Source organism: Bradyrhizobium sp. USDA 3262, assembly GCF_054060035.1.
Genome location: NZ_JBSSCT010000001.1, coordinates 6,424,658 through 6,443,995, shown reverse-complemented (window position 1 = coordinate 6,443,995; position 19,338 = coordinate 6,424,658). Strand labels below are relative to the sequence as shown.

Annotated in this window: 11 protein-coding genes, 1 tRNA gene and 1 pseudogene; 7 read left to right on the top strand and 6 right to left on the bottom strand. The window is 62.7% G+C overall.

The window, feature by feature from the left end; translation table 11 throughout:
• Window positions 1-404: 404 nt before the first annotated feature.
• Window positions 405-1,595, top strand: coding sequence for an adenylate/guanylate cyclase domain-containing protein (locus tag ACVWYP_RS30310; RefSeq protein ID WP_304495872.1), 1,191 nt, complete (start codon window positions 405-407; stop codon window positions 1,593-1,595).
• 78 nt (window positions 1,596-1,673) lie between these two features.
• On the opposite strand, the gene ACVWYP_RS30305 is transcribed toward ACVWYP_RS30310, so the two are convergent.
• The 3 genes from ACVWYP_RS30305 to ACVWYP_RS30295 all read right to left on the bottom strand — a co-directional run bounded on the left by ACVWYP_RS30305 (window position 1,674) and on the right by ACVWYP_RS30295 (window position 4,665).
• On the bottom strand, window positions 1,674-1,874 hold the full coding sequence (locus ACVWYP_RS30305) for a hypothetical protein (protein ID WP_304495871.1): 201 nt from the start codon (window positions 1,872-1,874) through the stop codon (window positions 1,674-1,676).
• 230 nt (window positions 1,875-2,104) lie between these two features.
• A complete protein-coding gene (locus ACVWYP_RS30300) occupies window positions 2,105-3,418 on the bottom strand; it encodes a chloride channel protein (protein ID WP_304495870.1) in 1,314 nt (437 codons plus the stop codon).
• 851 nt (window positions 3,419-4,269) lie between these two features.
• Entirely contained in the window at window positions 4,270-4,665 is a 396-nt protein-coding gene (locus ACVWYP_RS30295) for an NUDIX hydrolase (protein ID WP_028339396.1), read from the bottom strand.
• Between the two features lie 339 nt (window positions 4,666-5,004).
• Between ACVWYP_RS30295 and ACVWYP_RS30290 the strand changes: the two genes are divergently transcribed.
• Both ACVWYP_RS30290 and ACVWYP_RS30285 read left to right on the top strand, forming a co-directional pair.
• Window positions 5,005-5,301 carry a hypothetical protein gene (locus tag ACVWYP_RS30290; protein ID WP_028339395.1) on the top strand — a complete coding sequence of 99 codons (297 nt, stop codon included), beginning with the start codon at window positions 5,005-5,007 and terminating at the stop codon, window positions 5,299-5,301.
• A 62-nt stretch (window positions 5,302-5,363) separates the two neighbouring features.
• On the top strand, window positions 5,364-5,591 hold the full coding sequence (locus ACVWYP_RS30285; protein ID WP_016843397.1) for a hypothetical protein: 228 nt from the start codon (window positions 5,364-5,366) through the stop codon (window positions 5,589-5,591).
• Window positions 5,592-5,680: 89 nt separating this feature from the next.
• Here the strand turns inward: ACVWYP_RS30285 and ACVWYP_RS30280 are convergent, their stop codons facing one another.
• Complete coding sequence (locus ACVWYP_RS30280; RefSeq protein ID WP_304495869.1) at window positions 5,681-5,911, bottom strand: hypothetical protein; 231 nt, start codon at window positions 5,909-5,911, stop codon at window positions 5,681-5,683.
• A gap of 355 nt (window positions 5,912-6,266) precedes the next feature.
• On the opposite strand from ACVWYP_RS30280, the gene ACVWYP_RS30275 reads away from it, so the two are divergent.
• Both ACVWYP_RS30275 and ACVWYP_RS30270 read left to right on the top strand, forming a co-directional pair.
• A complete protein-coding gene (locus tag ACVWYP_RS30275) occupies window positions 6,267-7,064 on the top strand; it encodes a lytic murein transglycosylase (RefSeq protein WP_304495868.1) in 798 nt (265 codons plus the stop codon).
• A 72-nt stretch (window positions 7,065-7,136) separates the two neighbouring features.
• Window positions 7,137-7,559, top strand: coding sequence for a hypothetical protein (locus ACVWYP_RS30270; protein WP_304495867.1), 423 nt, complete (start codon window positions 7,137-7,139; stop codon window positions 7,557-7,559).
• A gap of 68 nt (window positions 7,560-7,627) precedes the next feature.
• On the opposite strand, the gene ACVWYP_RS30265 is transcribed toward ACVWYP_RS30270, so the two are convergent.
• Window positions 7,628-8,014 carry a YciI family protein gene (locus ACVWYP_RS30265; protein ID WP_028335390.1) on the bottom strand — a complete coding sequence of 129 codons (387 nt, stop codon included), beginning with the start codon at window positions 8,012-8,014 and terminating at the stop codon, window positions 7,628-7,630.
• A 491-nt stretch (window positions 8,015-8,505) separates the two neighbouring features.
• Here ACVWYP_RS30265 and ACVWYP_RS30260 point away from each other — a divergent pair.
• Window positions 8,506-8,579 (top strand) — tRNA-Gly (locus ACVWYP_RS30260).
• Between the two features lie 8 nt (window positions 8,580-8,587).
• Here ACVWYP_RS30260 and ACVWYP_RS30255 read toward each other — a convergent pair.
• Window positions 8,588-8,731 (bottom strand): annotated as a pseudogene (locus tag ACVWYP_RS30255) (dehydratase); the annotation flags it as partial.
• 999 nt (window positions 8,732-9,730) lie between these two features.
• On the opposite strand from ACVWYP_RS30255, the gene ACVWYP_RS30250 reads away from it, so the two are divergent.
• On the top strand, window positions 9,731-18,976 hold the full coding sequence (locus ACVWYP_RS30250; protein ID WP_456684235.1) for an immunoglobulin-like domain-containing protein: 9,246 nt from the start codon (window positions 9,731-9,733) through the stop codon (window positions 18,974-18,976).
• Window positions 18,977-19,338 lie beyond the last annotated feature (362 nt).

The window sequence follows — 19,338 nt, the reverse complement described above, 5'->3', positions numbered from 1 at the left end:
AATTGTCGCAGCCCCGATGCATTCGCGCATGGTGCTCAGCCCCTTGTTCTTGCCGCTGCCCGGCAGGTTGCATTCCGGCAAACCTTCGCCGGCAGCGGATGGGCGGCACGGTATGTGACTCACTGTGAGCAAACAAATGAAGCTTGGTGTTCCCCAAGCGAAACAGGAAGCAGTGTGCCCGCGATGCAACGTCCGCGCGATCCGATTAATCGATGGGTAACCAGTTGAGTGCGTGCCGGGCGCTATAGCGTGCGGAAGCGGATGTGAAGGTTGCCGGGCAGGCCGGCATGGCACGCCCTGGCCGCACCGCGCGCCCGATCACGTTATCGCTGGCGGCGTTGACGTTGCCGGGCAGAAGCACGACATATCGCGTGCCGATCCCACCCGCCGCTCCGGAGCAAGCCATGAACGCCCCCAACATCGAGTCCGTCACGCCGCAATCGGGCGGCGACGTGGTGGCCTGGCTGACTAACGAGACCCGCGACGAGCGCTTCATCGACAATATCTTCGCCGAGCTGTGCATCAGGCTCCAGCAAACGGGTATTCCCCTCAAGCGGGCGACGATGAATCTCCTGATCCAGCATCCGCAATGGCTCGGTGCCCGGATCATCTGGGGCGACGGCAAGCGCGAGGCCGAGATCACGCGGGTCGACTACGAGGTCAGGGAGCGCTCGGAATATATCGGCAGCCCGGTCTACGAAATCCACCAGGGCGCCGGCGAAGTGCGCGAGCGGCTCGAACGGGCGCCTGGCCGCACGCACGCGCTCTATGACGAGATGCGCGCGCAAGGCCTGACCGACTATGTGGCGTGGCCGCTGCTGCATACGCTCAGCAAGCGGCATGTCGTGACGTTCGCGACCGACCGGTCCGGCGGTTTCGATGACGCTGACATCGCCGAGCTGCGCAAGGTGCTGCCGGTGCTGGCGCTGGTCAGCGAAATCCGGATGAAGAACCGTCTGGCGCGGACGCTGCTCGAGACCTATGTCGGCACCCATGCCGGCGAGATGATCCTGGCGGGTGCGACGCGGCGGGGCAGCGGAACCACGGTCCGCGCCGCGATCATGATCTGCGATCTCAGGGATTTCACCCGGATCTCCGACTCCTGGCCGCGCGATGACGTCATCGATCTCCTCAACGACTATTTCGACGCGATGTCGGAGCCGATCGCGCGGCACGGCGGGGAAATCCTGAAATTCATCGGCGACGGCCTGCTTGCGATTTTCCCGCTCAGCGATCCCAGGGCCTGCGCCAACCTGCTGCACGCCGTGTCCGAGGCGCGGCAGGCGATGGCGGCGCTGAGCGAAAAGAACAGCATGATGGGCCGGGCGCCGATGAATTACGGCATCGGCGTCCATGTCGGCGACGTCATGTACGGCAATATCGGATCGCGCAGCCGGCTCGACTTCACGGTGATCGGCCCCGCGGTGAACATGGCCTCGCGGCTCGAGGCTCTGACCAAGCAATTGGGACGAAACGTGCTGCTGTCGCGCGCCTTCGCCGATCTGGTCGAGCACGATTTCGCGCTCGAGCATGTCGGCGAGCATTCTGTGCGCGGTTTCAGCGAGCCGATCGAGCTGTTTGCGTATCGCGGCTGAGGCTCGATGGCCGAAAGCGGCGTGACGCGCGGCGCACGCACCGGCCGAGACGGCCCAATGCCCAAAAGGCTCCTGCCGTTATGGAGATTGGCCGGACAGTTTCAGCGCCGGCGCGCGCAACAATTGCTGCTCGGCATAGTTTGCCAGACGATCGTACTCTTCGGCGATCTTCAGAAGGTTCGCGCGTGAGTCTTGGTATCTGAACGAATCCGCCTTGGCACGTGTCTTGGCGGCTCGATCCCGCCAATAGGCGGGGTTGTTCATGACGTGCTCGGCCATAGCGCTTCCGGGCGAAGTTTATTTAAGCTGGATTCACACGCGTTATTTTCCGGAACGCCGGATCGCGCGCATCATTGCGGCGCTGGGCAGGCTTTTTCATTAAGGAAAATTTTTTGAAGGCCCAGAGGGTCCGCCTGATTATCGGAGCCGGCGGTTCGGCGCGAGCATGGGAATAGGGACGGCCCCGGCAACGCGAGAGGCTGGGGCCGTTTTCCCTTGGTGCCGGGAATTCAGATCGAGGTGATCTTCTGCGCCGGCGCCGCCTGCTCGACGAAGCCCTTGGCGAGGGCGTGATAGACGCCTTCCTTGCAGATCAGGCGCGAGCTCGCATGCGCAATCAGCGCCGCGGCCATCAAGGGCACGACCATCGCGTGATTGTCGGTCATCTCGGTGACGATCACGAAGGCGGTGATCGGTGCCTGAACCACGCCGGCGAAATAGGAGACCATGCCGAGCAGCATGATGGCCGGCAGCGGCGCGCCGTGAAACAGCGGCGCGATGTTGGAGCCGAGCCCGGCACCGACCGCGAGCGAGGGCGCGAAGATGCCGCCCGGCATGCCGCTGATTGACGCGAACGTGGTCGCCAGGAATTTCCAGACGCTGAAGCTCGCCGGCAATAGTGCTCCGGCTTCGAGCGCGGATTTGACCTGCTGATATCCCGTGCCATAGATCGCGCCGTCGGACGCAATCCCACAAATCGCAGCCGCAAATCCGCACATTGCGGCAAAGCCGACTGGATAACGCTTGATCGCGCGTCCGACCGGATTGGCAAATCCGCGTGCCATTGCGATCAGGATGCGACTGAACAGGCCGCCCGCAAGACCTCCGGCAACGCCGCAGAGCGGGACCGCGAGCCAGTCGGTGCCGTTGCGCAGGGCCGTCGCGCTGGTGCCGAAATACGTATAGTTGCCCATCAGCGCGAGCGAGGTCAGGCCGGCAGCGATCACCGCGCCGATGATCAGGCTGCTGGTTCTCGTCTCGAAGGCACGGCTCATTTCCTCGATGCCGAACACGATCCCGGCCAGCGGGGTGTTGAAGGCGGCCGCGACACCTGCGGCCGCGCCGGCAAGGATCAGGCCGGGTTGGCGCCGCGGCGAGAAGCGGCCGAGCGCAAACATGATCGAGGCGCCGATCTGCACCGTCGGTCCCTCGCGCCCGACCGACGCGCCACACAACAGGCCGAACAGGGTCAGCAGAATCTTGCCGGCCGCAACGCGCAGCGAAACCAGGCTTTCGCGTGCGGTCTGGTCGGTCAGATGGCGTGCAGCGATCGCCTGCGGAATCCCGCTGCCTTGCGCGTTCTGAAAGAAGCGGTTGGTCAGAAACACCGACAGCGCAAACCCGGCCGGCGTCAGCACCAGCGAGGCATAACGGAAATGGGATACCACTGCGCCAAAGGCGATCTGCGCCAGATCCGCGAGTTGTGCGAGCGCGACGGCCGCCGCACCGACCGCAATGCCGCCCAGCAAGAACAGGGCCCGGCGCTGCCAGCGCGCGGAGACCAGTCTGAACAGCCGCCTCTGGCGGTTGGAGGGGAAGGTCATCCTGACGAATTCTTAGCTCATGTCGTGGTCCGATACGAAGCGGATCGCGTCATTCCTAGCACGCGTCGGTGGTGTACGAAGCTCAAGAAATCAGCACCGTGTGCGGGCGCAGTCGCCAAACTCCAAGGCCGAAATGCGCGATACCGGCTGTGGGCCAGCTCTTAGGTGATCTTCAGGAGGTTCGCGCGTCAGTTTTGGTGTCTGAACGACTCCGCTTTGGCGCGTCCTTTCCCGCGGTGACGTATGATCGAGGGACGCGGAAAACTGGCACAAACTGCACTTTGCGCGGCTTTCGCCGCGGCGTATTTTGGCCGTCCCATTGAAGGGCGCGTGTCATGTCCGAAGTGATTGTTCGAGCGGGCATCGTCGTATTGGGACTTTGCCCAATCGCAATGGTTGCCGTTGCTCTGTTCATTTGATGGATGCTCACCTGGCCCGACCGCGCTACCCGGGCCGGTAGATGGCCCCAGCGCCTGCCCTCCCAGGCCCCCATAGGTTGCTGGGGCCGCTCAACAAGGAGGCCGCCGGTTGGCGGCCTCATTCTGCCTGATACTGAGTTGGGGTGGACAAATTCACCGGGATTGAAGCCGCCCGCTTGATACGGGCACTGAATCGAAAAGGGCCGTCGCATCGGCGGCCCTTTTCTGCCGGTCATAATAGGTCTGTAAAAACTCAGTCGTGAAAAAATGCTCTGCAAAGAACGGTAACGCCGGCAGGGTTGGTATTACGTCCGTCCTATCTTTCCAGAAATCCGGATCAGTACGGTGTTCCTGCGGTGGAACTGGTGGCCTGCGCGAGAGCCGAAAAAAAGCCCTGCGTGCACTGCGATGCGGGCGCGGACGATCGTGCGTCTATCTCCGGCGCCGCTGCTTTCTCGGAAACAGCCGGTCGCGGATGTAGCGGGAGGTCGGCGTCAGGCGAAGGCCCCGCGGCTTCTGCCACGCGGCGCGGTCGATCTCCTTCTTGTCGCCGATCGCCAGTCGGCCCTTGGCGTTCTTGGCGATGAAGATCGCGTCGCTCATCCTGCGGCCGGAACGCTTGTTCCTGGCCGTCACTTCCTTCCACAGGCTGAGCCTGCCGAGCTTGAGCTTCGGCAGCTCCTCCTTGATTTCGCGCTTGATGCAATCCTTCCCCGTCTCGCGCGCGCGCCTGCGCCCGCCGGGGAACATCCACAGCCCGTCAGATCGGCGTCTAACCAGAAGAACCTTGCCGCGCTTCGCGGCTACCAGCTTGGAGGACTTGGGCATTGGAGTACTTGGGCATTTGCTGCGCAATGATCGAAATAGAATCGACCCATTTTAACTTGTCTATTTGTGTAGACAAGTTCGATGCCACATTGTTCCACAGTCGTGTGTCGGCTGTTTGTCTCTGACGGCTGCGATCCTCGCTGTATGCGGTCGCCCATGGCTTCCTTGATCTCGCTTGATATCCGGTACCTCACGTTGAATTCGTGAAAGCTGTTACGGCCGGTGACCGGAACTCACCCGGTTACGTCGTGATAACGATACCCATGACGGACGACTTCACCGCTTGACTCGATGTTCTTGTTTTGTTCTAATTGCCTCCACCGGGAATTGGAGGACGCCATGGACAACCGCATCAGCGAAATTCGCAGGCAGATCAGGGCGCTGCGCGTCAGCATGCTCGAGGCCGAAGCCATCATGCGCCAGCAGATCAACCGCGATGAGGACTGCGCCTTCGTCGCCGGGGACCTCTTGAAGATGCGGCTGGTCATGAGCCGCCTGGTCGAGGAGCGGGAGGTGCTGGGCGACCGCGATCCGATCATCGTGCATGCGAGCGTTGCACCGCGCCGTCGTGCCGCGACGCCAGCCTTCATTCGCCCGGCGAAGCGAGAGCTGGCCGCCGGCGAAGCGCGTGCATGACGGCGCGCTCGGGATGCGGCGGCTGCGCGCCGAGCTGCAAGACGTGATGTGCCGGAGGAAAGATGAGAGAGCCGCTTCGGTATTTCCACGACAGCGATGATCACGCGCCCTGGATCAAGGCGCTGGCCGAGGTCCGGCACATGGCGACGCGGGAAGGCTGGTGCTTTCACCACGTGCAGGCGATCATCGTGGCGATCGACCAGTATGCCGAGGCCGCGCTCGGCAATCGCGAGTTCTTCCTCAACCGGCCGCAGACCGTCGGCCCGGTGAGAAGAGGCGACGTGCCCTAACACGCTGATCGGCAGGCATACGCGTTCGACGTCGCGGCAGCTCAACGCGCTGTCCGCGGCGGCGAAAGGCCTTGCTCAGGAAATGCCGGCTATTTGGTGTAGCCTTGACTGCTGCAGTACCACCAGGATTCGGCCGGCGATGCGCCATGCTCGATCACGTATTTCCGGCAGGCTTCGTAACTGACCGCATAGCGCTTTCCGCACGGTACCGCAGAGATGCCGAAATTGCTCGAGGAGCATGTGGATGCGGCGTGGCCCGTCGATATCGACAGGAAGCCGATCACGGGCAGGACCGCTAGAAGTGACAGGGTCTTCATCATAGCCATCGCCTCCCAAGTTGGAGGACAGCGGGGCCGCCGTCCCCGCGGAGAGCCTACTACATCGAGCGCTGTTCACCACCGGATTTCGCTGATCTCACGCGCGATCTGCATCGTCGCGCATCGTCACGCACGCCGTGTTCGTCGTCATATCCGGCGCATGACGCCTTTCGGGCGCAGGGGCCAAATGTCCCGGCCTGCCTGAGGCGGCCGGGATGGCCAATCCGCTGCCGGCGACATATCGTGACGGTCCGCGGCCGAATCTGAGGCGGATCGTTCATCGCCGGGTCATGTCAATCCGGCCATCGTCAGCGCCGCGCCCGCGAGGGGCGGCGGCACATTTGCGAAGGAGTTTCGGATGATCAGGGGCTGGCAGGTTGCGACGTCGGCGCTCGCCATCGTCGTGATGGTTGCAACGCTCGGGGCTGAGGCGAACGCGGCGCAGTGCGGCAACGGGCCCGGCGGGTTCGAAGCCTGGAAGCAGCAGTTCTCGGGCGAGGCGAGCGCCAAGGGCATCGGCGCCACCGCCGTCGCCGCGCTGATGCAGACCCATTATGCCAGTGCGACGATTGCCGCGGATCGCGGCCAGCGCAGCTTCGGCCTGTCGCTCGAGCAGTTCATGGCTAAGCGCGGATCTGCGACCATCGTGGCGCGCGGCCGATCGCTGAAGCAGTCGCAGGCGGCGCTGTTCGCCTCGATCCAGCAGCGCTATGGCGTGCCGCCGGGACCGTTGATCGCGATCTGGGGCATGGAGAGCGGCTTTGGCAGCCAGCGCGGCAACCAGAACATGCTGTCCTCGATCGCAACGCTTGCCTATGACTGCCGCCGTCCGGAGTTCTTCACCGACCAGCTCTATGCGGCGCTGAAGCTCGTCGACCGCGGCACGTTGTCCGGGAGCACGCGCGGCTCGATGCATGGCGAGATCGGCCAGACCCAGTTCATGCCGAAGAACGTCCTCGCCTACGGCACCGGCAATCTCGACGTCGCGGCCAACGCGCTGAGCTCGACGGCGAACTTCCTGCGCGCCCATGGCTGGCGCGCCGGCGCCGGCTATCAGCCCGGGGAACCCAACTTCGCTGCGATCGAGGCGTGGAACGCGGCAGGCGTCTACCAGAAGGCGATCGCCATCATGGGGCGGCAGATCGACGGCCAATGAGCGCAGGCGCGAGTTCCTTCATCGCCTGTTAACGCAACGATGCCCAGATCGTGCGCTGTGAAACGGGAGCAGATGGAAACCGGCTCCATGCTCAAGAACGGCACCTACGCGGCGTGGTTTCGAACGTCGCTTGCGGACGGCACCGGCATCGTGCACGTCGCCGATGGCAGGCTGTGGGGCAGCGACGCGGTCATGCTCTACAGCGGCACCTATGAGGTCGACGGCGAGCGCTTCTCCGCCGTGCTCACCACGCAGCGGCATTCCAGGGACGGCACGACCGTGTTCGGCACCGACGACCTCGTGGTGCGGCTCGAGGGCATCTGGACCGGCGCGATCGCGACCTGTACGGGCAGGGCGGACGCCGTGCCCGATCTTGCCTTCGAGGTGACGCTGATTCCGAGCCAGGAGGTGGCGCCCAAGCCGTCGCCGGATCTGCCGCTGCCGAAGTTCGACCCGAGCAAGCTTCCGAAGCTGCCGAAACGCTCCAGCCGCTAAGGCATGATCCGGAAAAGCGCGAAGCGGCTTTCCCGCGCGACAAAAGACGTTTGCGCGGGGACCATGCGCTACGCGTCGCGCGGGCCCGCGGTCTCCGGAAACGGCGCGCCCGGGATGTAGAGCTTCAGCGCGCGGATCTCGTAGACCGCCGACGGGTTGACGCTGCGCAGGTCGCGCGCCGCGGCGATCGCCTCCGCTTCATCGGCGCAATCGATCACGTAGAAGCCGAGCAATTGCTCCTTGGTCTCGGAGAACGGCCCGTCGATCACCATGCCGTGGCCGGGCCCACGCAGCGTGCTGGCGTTGCGGGTATCGCCGAGCCGCGCAGCCGGGCCGAGCTTGCCCTTCAGCCGTTGATGGACCTCGCGCAGACCCGTCATCACGGCAGCGTCCTCCTCGGCGTTCCACGACTTGACCTCGGCTTCGACGTGATAGGCCAGGATGGCATAAAGCATCTGATGTGCTCCTTTTTCTGATGCGACAGGCCCAAGGACGTCTCGCGGCGATCCGAGCCGACATTTCATCTGTAGCGGATCGGACGGTTTCTGTGCTGCGACAAGGTATCCCGGCGGCCGGCATGGCGGCGGCGAATCGCGCAAGCCAAAACAGCAAAAAGGCGCGGCGGATGAGCTTCCGCCGCGCCCCCGATTTTGATGTCTCGCTGGTCCAGGGCTGAGAGCGCCCCGATGCCAGGCTGATTACTCAGGTCCTAGCGGGCGATCCCAGCGAGGTGACAGCGCTTGAGACAAGACACTAGATCACCTCCTTTCTTTGTTGATGGGACTTCGAATATAGGTGCCGAATCCGCCGCTGTTAAGGCCGCCTCCGGCCCGTCCGCGCCGGGAAACCGGCCGGATTGCGCCGAAATGGTTTCTTTTACGGAGAATCAGAACGCACGCCGGGGCAGTTGAGGCCGCCGCCCGGCCGTGTTAGGTGAACGCGAGATGCGGGTGTAGCTCAATGGTAGAGCAGCAGCCTTCCAAGCTGAATACGAGGGTTCGATTCCCTTCACCCGCTCCAATGATTCCCCCTGATGCTGCAAGGTCCTCTAAAAGCGTCTGGGCGGCCGTAGCTTCATCCGGATGCATCGGTTGCGGGTCGAACTCTGCCGCGAAGCGTTTGATGTCTGCTGCGGATCTGAACCGCAGCCCCGCGCGCAAGCTTGCAGCGATGTCTTGATCTCCCCCGGTCAGCGCTGCATCTGCAAATTCATCATCGCATCGTGCGCCATCATATTCTCGTTCAAGTTGGCGATGCGCTGGTCGTCAAACAACTCCCGCGGTCGCCCTTGCAAGACGCCATTCGAATGAACTGGATCGCCTCAGGCCCAGCGAACAAGCGTTGCTTTTTCGAACGTCAGGTCAATTCAGCATGTAATCCCGTCAGAAAGGACGACCGTAGTTTCCCGGGATACGGAACTATTCTCGCGACCAGGTAACCCATTGGCGCGGTGCCATTAATGGTTAAGAACGCGCATCCTCCCCGGCTCTAGACGGATGCGCAAATTTTCGGCATGTTTGAACCAATTTTTAGCTCGGGAGCTTCTGCCGGACCTAGGGGTAGTGCAGGCAGAGACTTCGACAAAGCCAACGACTTTAAGAACAAGAGAATTTTTCAACGCGTGCGGAATGCAGGGCCGCACCGGAAGTGGACAGGTTAGTGCGTTCGGAGTCTTTCACAGCAAGGCAGACCGGCACATCGCGGAAGTTGCAATTTCTTGCCGGTCAAAATGCTCGCCTCATTTCCTTGAACGAGCGTTCATAGCACGGTGAATTGATTTTCGACTGCAATCACACCTGCTCTGTGTCCGCAGAGTTTGAGGAGTGTGTATTGGGTCGCGTCAGCTTCATTCGGAAGGCCGAGTTTGAATCGCGCCCTCTGGGATTCCTGAATTCTTGTTTCTTTAGCGGCGAGCCGGAGGGCTGCCGATCGCTTCTGATCGGCCGGCCAGTTTCGAGCCCGTCTTGGACAAATGTTGCGCCGAGGGCGAAGGCGCTGCCGGTGATTGCGCGGCACGCTTTGTTTGATGTGCCCTGCGACGGCGCCAGCTCATTGTCACCCTGTCAATCGACGCCTGCAAAGTTCGAAACCGTTACGGCATCTGGTTCATAAAATACCTGAATTCATACTCACGCGCGAATTTTGGACCACGACATTTTGGAGCATCATCAATGGCAAGCGCCAGTGGCACCACCATCCTCACGGGCACTTCCGGCAGCGACAATCTAGTCGGCGGCTCCGGCGATGACGCGCTGTCCGGCGGCGCCGGCAATGATCGTCTCAATGGTGGCTCCGGAGATGACATCCTTAACGGCGGCAGCGGCTTTGACACCGTTCTTGGCGGATCGGGGACGGATACCCTGATCTACAAGGGTTTTGAGAATCAGTACGTCTTGGGTGGGACCTACTCCGTCACGAGTGCCGGCTTTTCATTGAGCGGCGGGACTGTCTGGTCGGGAACGGATCAGACGGTCCTCGGTACGGTTTCCAATCAGACCGTGGTCGCAGGCAATGCATTCCAAGGCTATGACTCCTATGACGGGGGTAATGGCGCGGTGCAGCTCGGCAAAGCCGGGTCTACGCCGGATATCGACACTCTGCAGATTTGGCTGAGTCCGACCCAGTTGAACGACGCCGCCATCTCGGCAGAGATTGCGTATGTCAGGAACGTTTGGCTTCCGCAGCACATCAGCGCGCAAACTGGACAGGCCGACAGCTCGACCTATACCTTCAAGACGCTCGATCTCAAGATTACAGGCATCGAACAGATTGTCGTGCTTAATGCCGAAGGCACGACAAGGGTCGATCTGAGTGCGTCCACCCAGCTTGAAGGGCCGACGGCGAGCTATGTGTTCACAGCGACCCTGGATCATGCGTCCCAGGGAGTGACCACGATCACCACCGACAAGGGCGTGATCACGATTGCCGACGGCCAGACCACGGGCACGCTGACGATCGCCGCGGGGAATGGCGAGGACGTCTACAAGGATGCTTCGTCGCTGACGGCGACAATCACCGGGACGTCGGGCGGCAGTTTAGAGAACCTGGTGGTCGGCGCGACGACAGCGACGGCCCATGTCAACGACACCATCACGGATACCACGGTCAATCTGAGCGCGTCGACGCAGCTGGAAGGTGCTGCTGCCAACTACGTGTTCACGGCGACGCTGTCGAATGCCTCCCAGGGAACGACCACGATCACGACCGACAAGGGCGTGATCACGATTGCCGACGGACAGACCACGGGCACGCTGACCATTGCCGCGGGCAATGGCGAGGATGTCTACAAAGACGCCAGCAGCCTGACGGCTGCGATCACGGGAACGTCGGGCGGCAACTTCGAGCATTTGGTGGTCGGCACCGGGCTGGCGACGGCGCAGGTCAACGACACCATCACTGATGCCTCCGTCAATCTGAGCGCGTCGACGGTGCTGGAGGGCGCGGCAGCAAACTACGTGTTCACGGCAACGCTGTCGAATGCATCGCAGGGCGTGACCACGATCACAACCGACAAGGGCGTGATCACGATTGCCGACGGCCAGACCACGGGCACGCTGACGGTTGCCGCGGGCAACGGCGAGGACGTCTACAAGGATGCATCGTCGCTGACCGCCAACATCACGGGAACCTCGGGCGGCAATTTCGAACACCTTGTGGTCGGCACCGGCACGGCGACGGCACAGGTCAACGACACGACTACGGATGCCACGGTCAATCTGACTGCGTCGACGCAGCTTGAGGGGCCGGCGTCGAGTTACGTGTTCACGGCAACGCTGTCGAATGCATCGCAGGGCGTGACCACGATCACGACCGATCAGGGTGTGATCACGATTGCCGACGGGCAGACTACGGGCACGCTGACGGTTGCCTCGGGCAATGGCGAGGATGTCTACAAAGACGCCAGCAGCCTGACGGCTACGATCACGGGATCGTCGGGCGGCAACTTCGAGCATTTGGTGGTCGGCACCGGGACGGCGACGGCGCAGGTCAACGACACGACTACGGATGCCACGGTTAATCTGACTGCGTCGACGCAGCTTGAGGGGCCGGCGTCGAGCTACGTGTTCACGGCGACGCTGTCGAATGCCTCGCAAGGCGTGACCACGATCACAACCGACGAGGGCGTGATCACGATTGCCGACGGCCAGACCACGGGCACGCTGACGATTGCCTCGGGCAACGGCGAGGATGTCTACAAAGACGCCAGCAGCCTGACGGCTACCATCACGGGAACGTCGGGCGGCAATTTCGAGCATTTGGTGGTCGGCACCGGGGCGGCGACGGCGCAGGTCAACGACACCATCACTGATGCCACGGTCAATCTGAGCGCGTCGACGCAGCTTGAGGGGCCGGCGTCGAGCTACGTGTTCACGGCGACGCTGTCGAACGCCTCGCAGGGCGTGACCACGATCACGACCGACCAGGGCGTGATCACGATTGCCGACGGCCAGACCACGGGCACGCTGACGATTGCCGCGGGCAATGGCGAGGACGTTTACAACGACGCCAAGAGTCTGACCGCAACGATCACGGGAACCTCGGGCGGTAATTTTGAGCACCTGGTGGTCGGCACCGGCGCGGCGACGGCACAGGTCAACGATACGACTACCGATGCCACCGTCAATCTGACTGCGTCGACGCAGCTTGAGGGGCCGGCATCGAGCTACGTGTTCACGGCGACGCTGTCGAATGCCTCGCAGGGCGTGACCACGATCACGACCGACCAGGGCGTGATCACGATTGCCGACGGCCAGACCACGGGCACGCTGACGATTGCCTCGGGCAATGGCGAGGACGTTTACAACGACGCCACGAGTCTGACCGCAACGATCACGGGAACCTCGGGCGGTAATTTCGAGCACCTGGTGGTCGGCGCCGGCACGGCGACGGCACAGGTCAACGATACGACTACCGATGCTACCGTCAATCTGACTGCGTCGACGCAGCTTGAGGGGCCGGCGTCGAGCTACGTGTTCACGGCAACGCTGTCGAATGCATCGCAGGGCGTGACCACGATCACGACCGACAACGGCGTGATCACGATTGCCGACGGCCAGACCACGGGCACGCTGACGATTGCTGCGGGCAACGGCGAGGACGTCTACAAGGATGCCAGCCAGCTGACTGCGACGATTACCGGAACCTCGGGCGGCAATTTTGAGCACCTGGTGGTCGGCACCGGGACGGCGACCGCCCATGTCGACGACACCGTCACCGATGCCACGGTCAACCTGACCGCCTCGACGGTGCTGGAGGGCGCGGTCGCGAACTACACCTTCACCGCGACGCTGTCGAACGCCTCGGAAGGCGTCACCACGGTGCACACCGACCAGGGCGACATTACGATCGCGAACGGCCAGACCACCGGAACGCTGGTGATCGCCTCGGGCAATGGCGAGGACGTCTACAACGACGCCAGCAGCCTGACGGCCAACATCACCGGGACCGAGGGCGGTAACTTCGAGAATTTGGTGGTCGGGACCGGTTCGGCGACGGCGCAAGTCGACGACACCGTCACCGATGCCACGGTGAACCTGAGCGCTTCGACGGTGCTGGAGGGGGCGGTCGCGAACTACACCTTCACGGCGACGCTGTCGAACGCATCGGAGGGCGTCACCACGGTGCATACCGACCAGGGCGATATCACCATCGCCAACGGCCAGACCACCGGGACGCTGGTGATCGCCTCGGGCAATGGCGACGACGTCTACAACGACGCCACGAGTCTGACCGCGACCATCACGGGAACCGAGGGCGGCAACTTCGAGAACCTGGTGGTCGGGACCGCGACGGCGACGGCGCATGTCGACGACACCGTCACCGATGCCACGGTGAACCTCAGCGCCTCCACCGTGCTGGAGGGCGCCGTTGCGAACTACACCTTCACCGCGACGCTGTCGAACGCCTCGGAAGGCGTTACCACGGTGCACACCGACCAGGGCGACATTACGATCGCGAACGGCCAGACCACCGGAACGCTGGTGATCGCCTCGGGCAATGGCGAGGACGTCTACAACGACGCCAGCCAGCTGACCGCCAACATCACGGGAACCGAGGGCGGCAACTTCGAGCATCTGGTGGTCGGGACGGCGACGGCGACGGCGCATGTCGACGACACCGTCACCGATGCGACGGTCAACCTCAGCGCCTCGACGGTGCTGGAGGGTGCGGTCGCGAACTACACCTTCACGGCGACGCTGTCGAACGCCTCGGAGGGCATCACCACGGTGCACACCGACCAGGGCGACATTACGATCGCGAACGGCCAGACCACCGGAACGCTGGTGATCGCCTCGGGCAATGGCGAGGACGTCTACAACGACGCCAGCCAGCTGATCGCCAACATCACCGGGACCGAGGGCGGCAATTTTGAGCACTTGGTAGTCGGCACTGGGGCAGCGACGGCTCAGGTCAACGACACCATCACGGACGCGACGGTCAACCTGAGTGCCTCGACGGTGCTGGAAGGAGCAGTCGCCAACTACACCTTCACGGCGACGCTGTCGAACGCCTCGGAAGGCGTTACCACGGTGCACACCGACCAGGGCGACATTACGATCGCGAACGGCCAGACCACCGGAACGCTGGTGATCGCCTCGGGCAATGGCGAGGACGTCTACAACGATGCCAGCCAGCTGATCGCCAACATCACCGGGACCGAGGGCGGCAACTTCGAGAACCTCGTCGTCGGCACCGGATCTGCGACGGCGCATGTCGACGACACCATTACGGACGCGACGGTCAACCTGACTGCCTCGACGGTGTTCGAGGGCGCGGTCGCCAACTACACGTTCACGGCAACGCTGTCGAACGCCTCGGAGGGCATCACCACGGTGCATACCGACCAGGGCGACATCAGTATTGCCAACGGTCAGACCACCGGAACGCTGGTGATCGCTTCGGGCAATGGCGAGGACGTCTACAACGACGCCAGCCAGCTGATCGCCAACATCACCGGCACCGAGGGCGGCAACTTCGAGCATCTGGTGGTCGGGACTGCGACGGCGACGGCGCATGTCGACGACACCGTCACCGATGCGACGGTCAACCTCAGCGCCTCGACGCAGAACGAGGGGGCGTCGGCGCAGTACGTGTTCACGGCGACGCTGTCGAACGCTTCGGAAGGTATTACCACGATCCACACCGATCGTGGCGACATCACGATTGCGGACGGCCAGACGGTCGGCGCGCTGGCTCTCGACGCCAACAACGGCGAGGATGTCTACAAGGACGCCAGCACCCTGATCGCCAACATCACCGGGACCGAGGGCGGCAACTTCGAGAACCTCGTCGTCGGCACCGGATCTGCGACGGCGCAGGTCAATGACACCATCACCGACGCGACGGTCAACCTGACCGCCTCGACGGTGTTCGAGGGCGCCGTCGCCAACTACACCTTCACGGCGACGCTGTCGAACGCCTCGGAAGGCGTTACCACGGTGCACACCGACCAGGGCGACATTACGATCGCGAACGGCCAGACCACCGGAACGCTGGTGATCGCCTCGGGCAATGGCGAGGACGTCTACAACGACGCCAGCCAGCTGACCGCCAACATCACGGGAACCGAGGGCGGCAACTTCGAGCATCTGGTGGTCGGGACGGCGACGGCGACGGCGCATGTCGACGACACCGTCACCGATGCGACGGTCAACCTCAGCGCCTCGACGGTGCTGGAGGGTGCGGTCGCGAACTACACGTTCACGGCGACGCTGTCGAACGCCTCGGAAGGCGTTACCACGGTGCATACCGACCAGGGCGACATTACGATCGCGAACGGTCAGACCACCGGAACGCTGGTGATCGCCTCGGGCAATGGCGAGGACGTCTACAACGACGCCAGCCAGCTGATCGCCAACATCACCGGGACCGAGGGCGGCAATTTTGAGCACTTGGTAGTCGGCACTGGGGCAGCGACGGCTCAGGTCAACGACACCATCACGGACGCGACGGTCAACCTGAGTGCCTCGACGGTGCTGGAAGGAGCAGTCGCGAACTACACCTTCACGGCGACGCTGTCGAACGCCTCGGAGGGCATCACCACGGTGCACACCGACCAGGGCGACATTACGATCGCGAACGGCCAGACCACCGGAACGCTGGTGATCGCCTCGGGCAATGGCGAGGACGTCTATCAGGATGCATCGTCACGGACAGCCAACATCACCGGCACCGAGGGCGGCAACTTCGAGAACCTGGTGGTGGGGACCGGGGCGGCGACGGCCCATGTCAATGACACCGTCACGGATGCGGCAGTCAACCTCTCCACGTCGAACGTGACCGACCATGATCCAACCATCACGTTCACGGCGACGCTGTCGAACGCCTCGCAAGGCGTCACCACGGTGCATACCGATCAGGGCGACATCACCATCGCCAACGGCCAGACCACGGGCACACTGGTCGTTAGCACCCCCAACTCGTCGAGTTTGACCGCGACGATCACGGGGACCGAAGGCGGAAACTTCGAGCATCTGGTGGTCGGAGCCGGGACAGCCACTGCGCAAATTATCGACACGACACCGCCGACCGTTGCGGTCGACATCGTCGCCACGTCGCTGAGCGACGGCACGCCGAGCTCGAACGTGACCTTCACCTTCAGCGAGGCGCCGGGCGCCAGCTTCACGGCCGCCGACATTGCGACGACCAACGGCACGATCAGCGGCCTGACTCAGGACGATACCACGCATTACCATGCCACCTTCACGGCAACCGATGGCGTCTCTGCCGCCGGATCGGTGTCGGTGACGGCGGGCAGCTACACCGACGCCGCCGGCAATCTCGGTGGTGCCGGGTCTGACACGGTCGCCATCGATCGGCTCAACCCGACCGTTGCAGTCGACATCGTCGCCACGTCGCTGAGCGACGGCACGCCGAGCTCGAACGTGACCTTCACCTTCAGCGAGGCGCCGGGCGCCAGCTTCACGGCCGCCGACATTGCGACGACCAACGGCACGATCAGCGGCCTGACTCAGGACGATACCACGCATTACCATGCCACCTTCACGGCAACCGATGGCGTCTCTGCCGCCGGATCGGTGTCGGTGACGGCGGGCAGCTACACCGACGCCGCCGGCAATCTCGGTGGTGCCGGGTCTGACACGGTCGCCATCGATCGGCTCAACCCGACCGTTGCAGTCGACATCGTCGCCACGTCCTTGAGCGATGGCACGCCGAGCTCGAACGTGACTTTCACCTTCAGCGAGGCGCCGGGGGCCAGCTTCACGGCCGCCGACATTGCGACGACCAATGGCACGATCAGCGGCCTGACCCAGGACGATACCACGCATTACCATGCGACCTTCACCGCAACCGACGGCGTCTCTGCTCCGGGATCGGTGTCGGTGACGGCGGGCAGCTACACCGACGCGGCCGGCAATCTCGGCGGCGCCGGGTCTGACACTGTGTCCATCGATCGGCTCAACCCGACCGTTACGGTCGACATCGTCGCCACGTCGTTGAGCGATGGCACGCCGAGCTCGAACGTGACCTTCACCTTCAGCGAGGCGCCGGGTGCGAGCTTCACGGCCGCCGACATTACGACGACCAATGGCACGATCAGCGGCCTGATCCAGGACGATACCACGCACTACCATGCCACCTTCACGGCAACCGATGGCGTTGCCGCAACTGGATCGGTGTCGGTGACTGCGGGCAGCTACACCGACGCCGCCGGCAATCTCGGCGGCGCGGGATCTGACACCGTCTCCATCGACCGCCAGGAACCGACTTTCACGAGTTGGTCCTACGTAACGTCGGGCGGTTCGAACAAGCGCATCGTCGTAACCGGGATCGACGATCCAAATGCCACTTTCAGGATTTTCGACAACACGCAAAATCGAGACTTGACGTGGCAGTCGATCACCAAGAATGGCACGACTTGGACCTTCAACAGTATCGACAATGGAGCGACCATTCAAAACGACTCCATAACGGTGACGATAACCGATGCTGTGGGAAATTCGTCCTCCCAGACTCATAAGGCACCGGCGGGCGTCGCGGGAGAACCCATCAACCTAGGTTTGGCCGATCCCACCGGAAACCACGGCGAGGTGTCCCTCACCATAGCGGGGGCTCCATCCGATTGGACCATCAGCGGAGGAACACACAATTCAGACGGTTCGTGGACGGTGGTGACCAATGACGTCGGTTCGCTGACCGTAACAACGCCGTCGTCCTACGCCGGCGCGCTGGTGCTCAATGTCACGGAGACCTGGATAAATGCCGACGGCAGCACCGGAAGAGCAACCGTTCTCGACAACGTCGAAGCTTACGCACCGGGCAATCCGATTTTTGCCATCTCCGGCGATGATAATCTCACCGCCTCGGGCGGCCACGATCTGCTCGTGTTCTCGCAGCCGATCGGACACGATGTCGTCTACAGCTTCGATCTGATGTACGACAAGATTGACTTGATCGGCTACGCCGAGTTCACGGCGTTCGCCGATATCCAGGCGCATACAGCAAATAACGCGGCGGGAAATGCCGTGATCACGCTGGGTGATGGTCAAACAATCACATTGGACGGTATCGACGCCGGCTCGCTCTCGGCCGACGACTTCGTATTCGATCAGACACCCGTGGTCGAGAACTCTGTCACGATGACCATCAGCGATGGCGCAATCCTGCCGTTGTCCGGCATCATCCACAATACAGGAACAATTTCGCTGAGTTCGACCGGCAGTGAGACCGACCTGCGGCTCATCGAGCACGGCATATCGCTTGAAGGCGGCGGTCAAATGCTGTTGTCCGACAACATCGGAAATGTCGTCAGCGGTGCGGTTTCCGATGTGACGCTGACGAACGTCGACAATACGATTTCCGGCGCCGGTCAGCTCGGCGCGGGCACGATGACGCTGATCAACCAAAGTACGATCGTCGCGACCGGGGCCAATGCGCTGGAGATCGATACCGGAGAGAACGCGGTCATCAATTCCGGTACCCTGGAGGCGACCGGCCCCGGCGGTTTGGTGATCGACAGCGCGGTCACCAACTCCGGTCTGCTCTGGGCTAACGGCGGCAATATCATTGCCAATCACGATGTCAGCGGGGGCGCGGCGCAGATTAGTGGCACCGCAACGCTCGAACTGCGCAACATGGCATCAACCGACGTAAAGTTTGACTTTGATGCCATCGGAACGCTGAAGCTCGATCATTCCGTCAATTTCACGGGGTCCATCGTCGGTCTAAACGCGGACGATCAACTCGACCTGGCCGATATTCTGTCAGGTGCAGGAACGACGGCCAGTTATGCCGCAAATGCGGCGGGCGACGGGGGAATGCTCAGCATAAGCGATGGTGCCCACACAGCTCATATCGCTCTCCTGGGACAGTACTCAACGGGCGCTTTCGAAGTCGGAGCAGATGGTGCCGGCGGAACTCTGATCAGGTATCTCGATCCACACGCGTTGCTGTAAGACATTGCCGGCGAGGCTGCTTGCGCTCTCAATCTCTTGTTGAACGTTCAGTAAAGTAGCGTACTAAACATACCGGCTGTGGCTAACCTTCCGGCTTTCCTGTTGTCGGGACGGGCCGAATTGCGTCGGCCGGACCAGATCGGCAAGCGTGGTCCGCCACATCCGCTGCAAATCCCGGACATTTTGTTGCATTGCAAACGTCGGCGCTTGCCCGTGCGAGCGTCGCGAATATTTTCGCCGGGGTCGCGAGAACCGGCTTGACGGCTCAAAAATTTTAGTACTACGTTTAGTAATACAAAAAACTAAACATCGCGCATCGAGCGCCGATGTGCAGGAGGAGCCCAAGCCAATGCCGGAGCCGT

Excerpts from the sequence above, each read along its gene's own strand:
- ACVWYP_RS30270 (WP_304495867.1), top strand. The coding sequence starts at position 7,137 with ATGGAAACCGGCTCCATGCTCAAGAACGGCACCTACGCGGCGTGGTTT.
- ACVWYP_RS30275 (WP_304495868.1), top strand. The coding sequence starts at position 6,267 with ATGATCAGGGGCTGGCAGGTTGCGACGTCGGCGCTCGCCATCGTCGTG.
- ACVWYP_RS30295 (WP_028339396.1), bottom strand. The coding sequence starts at position 4,665 with ATGCCCAAGTCCTCCAAGCTGGTAGCCGCGAAGCGCGGCAAGGTTCTT.
- ACVWYP_RS30310 (WP_304495872.1), top strand. The coding sequence starts at position 405 with ATGAACGCCCCCAACATCGAGTCCGTCACGCCGCAATCGGGCGGCGAC.
- ACVWYP_RS30280 (WP_304495869.1), bottom strand. The coding sequence starts at position 5,911 with ATGATGAAGACCCTGTCACTTCTAGCGGTCCTGCCCGTGATCGGCTTC.
- ACVWYP_RS30285 (WP_016843397.1), top strand. The coding sequence starts at position 5,364 with ATGAGAGAGCCGCTTCGGTATTTCCACGACAGCGATGATCACGCGCCC.
- ACVWYP_RS30305 (WP_304495871.1), bottom strand. The coding sequence starts at position 1,874 with ATGGCCGAGCACGTCATGAACAACCCCGCCTATTGGCGGGATCGAGCC.
- ACVWYP_RS30250 (WP_456684235.1), top strand. The coding sequence starts at position 9,731 with ATGGCAAGCGCCAGTGGCACCACCATCCTCACGGGCACTTCCGGCAGC.
- ACVWYP_RS30265 (WP_028335390.1), bottom strand. The coding sequence starts at position 8,014 with ATGCTTTATGCCATCCTGGCCTATCACGTCGAAGCCGAGGTCAAGTCG.
- ACVWYP_RS30290 (WP_028339395.1), top strand. The coding sequence starts at position 5,005 with ATGGACAACCGCATCAGCGAAATTCGCAGGCAGATCAGGGCGCTGCGC.
- ACVWYP_RS30300 (WP_304495870.1), bottom strand. The coding sequence starts at position 3,418 with ATGACCTTCCCCTCCAACCGCCAGAGGCGGCTGTTCAGACTGGTCTCC.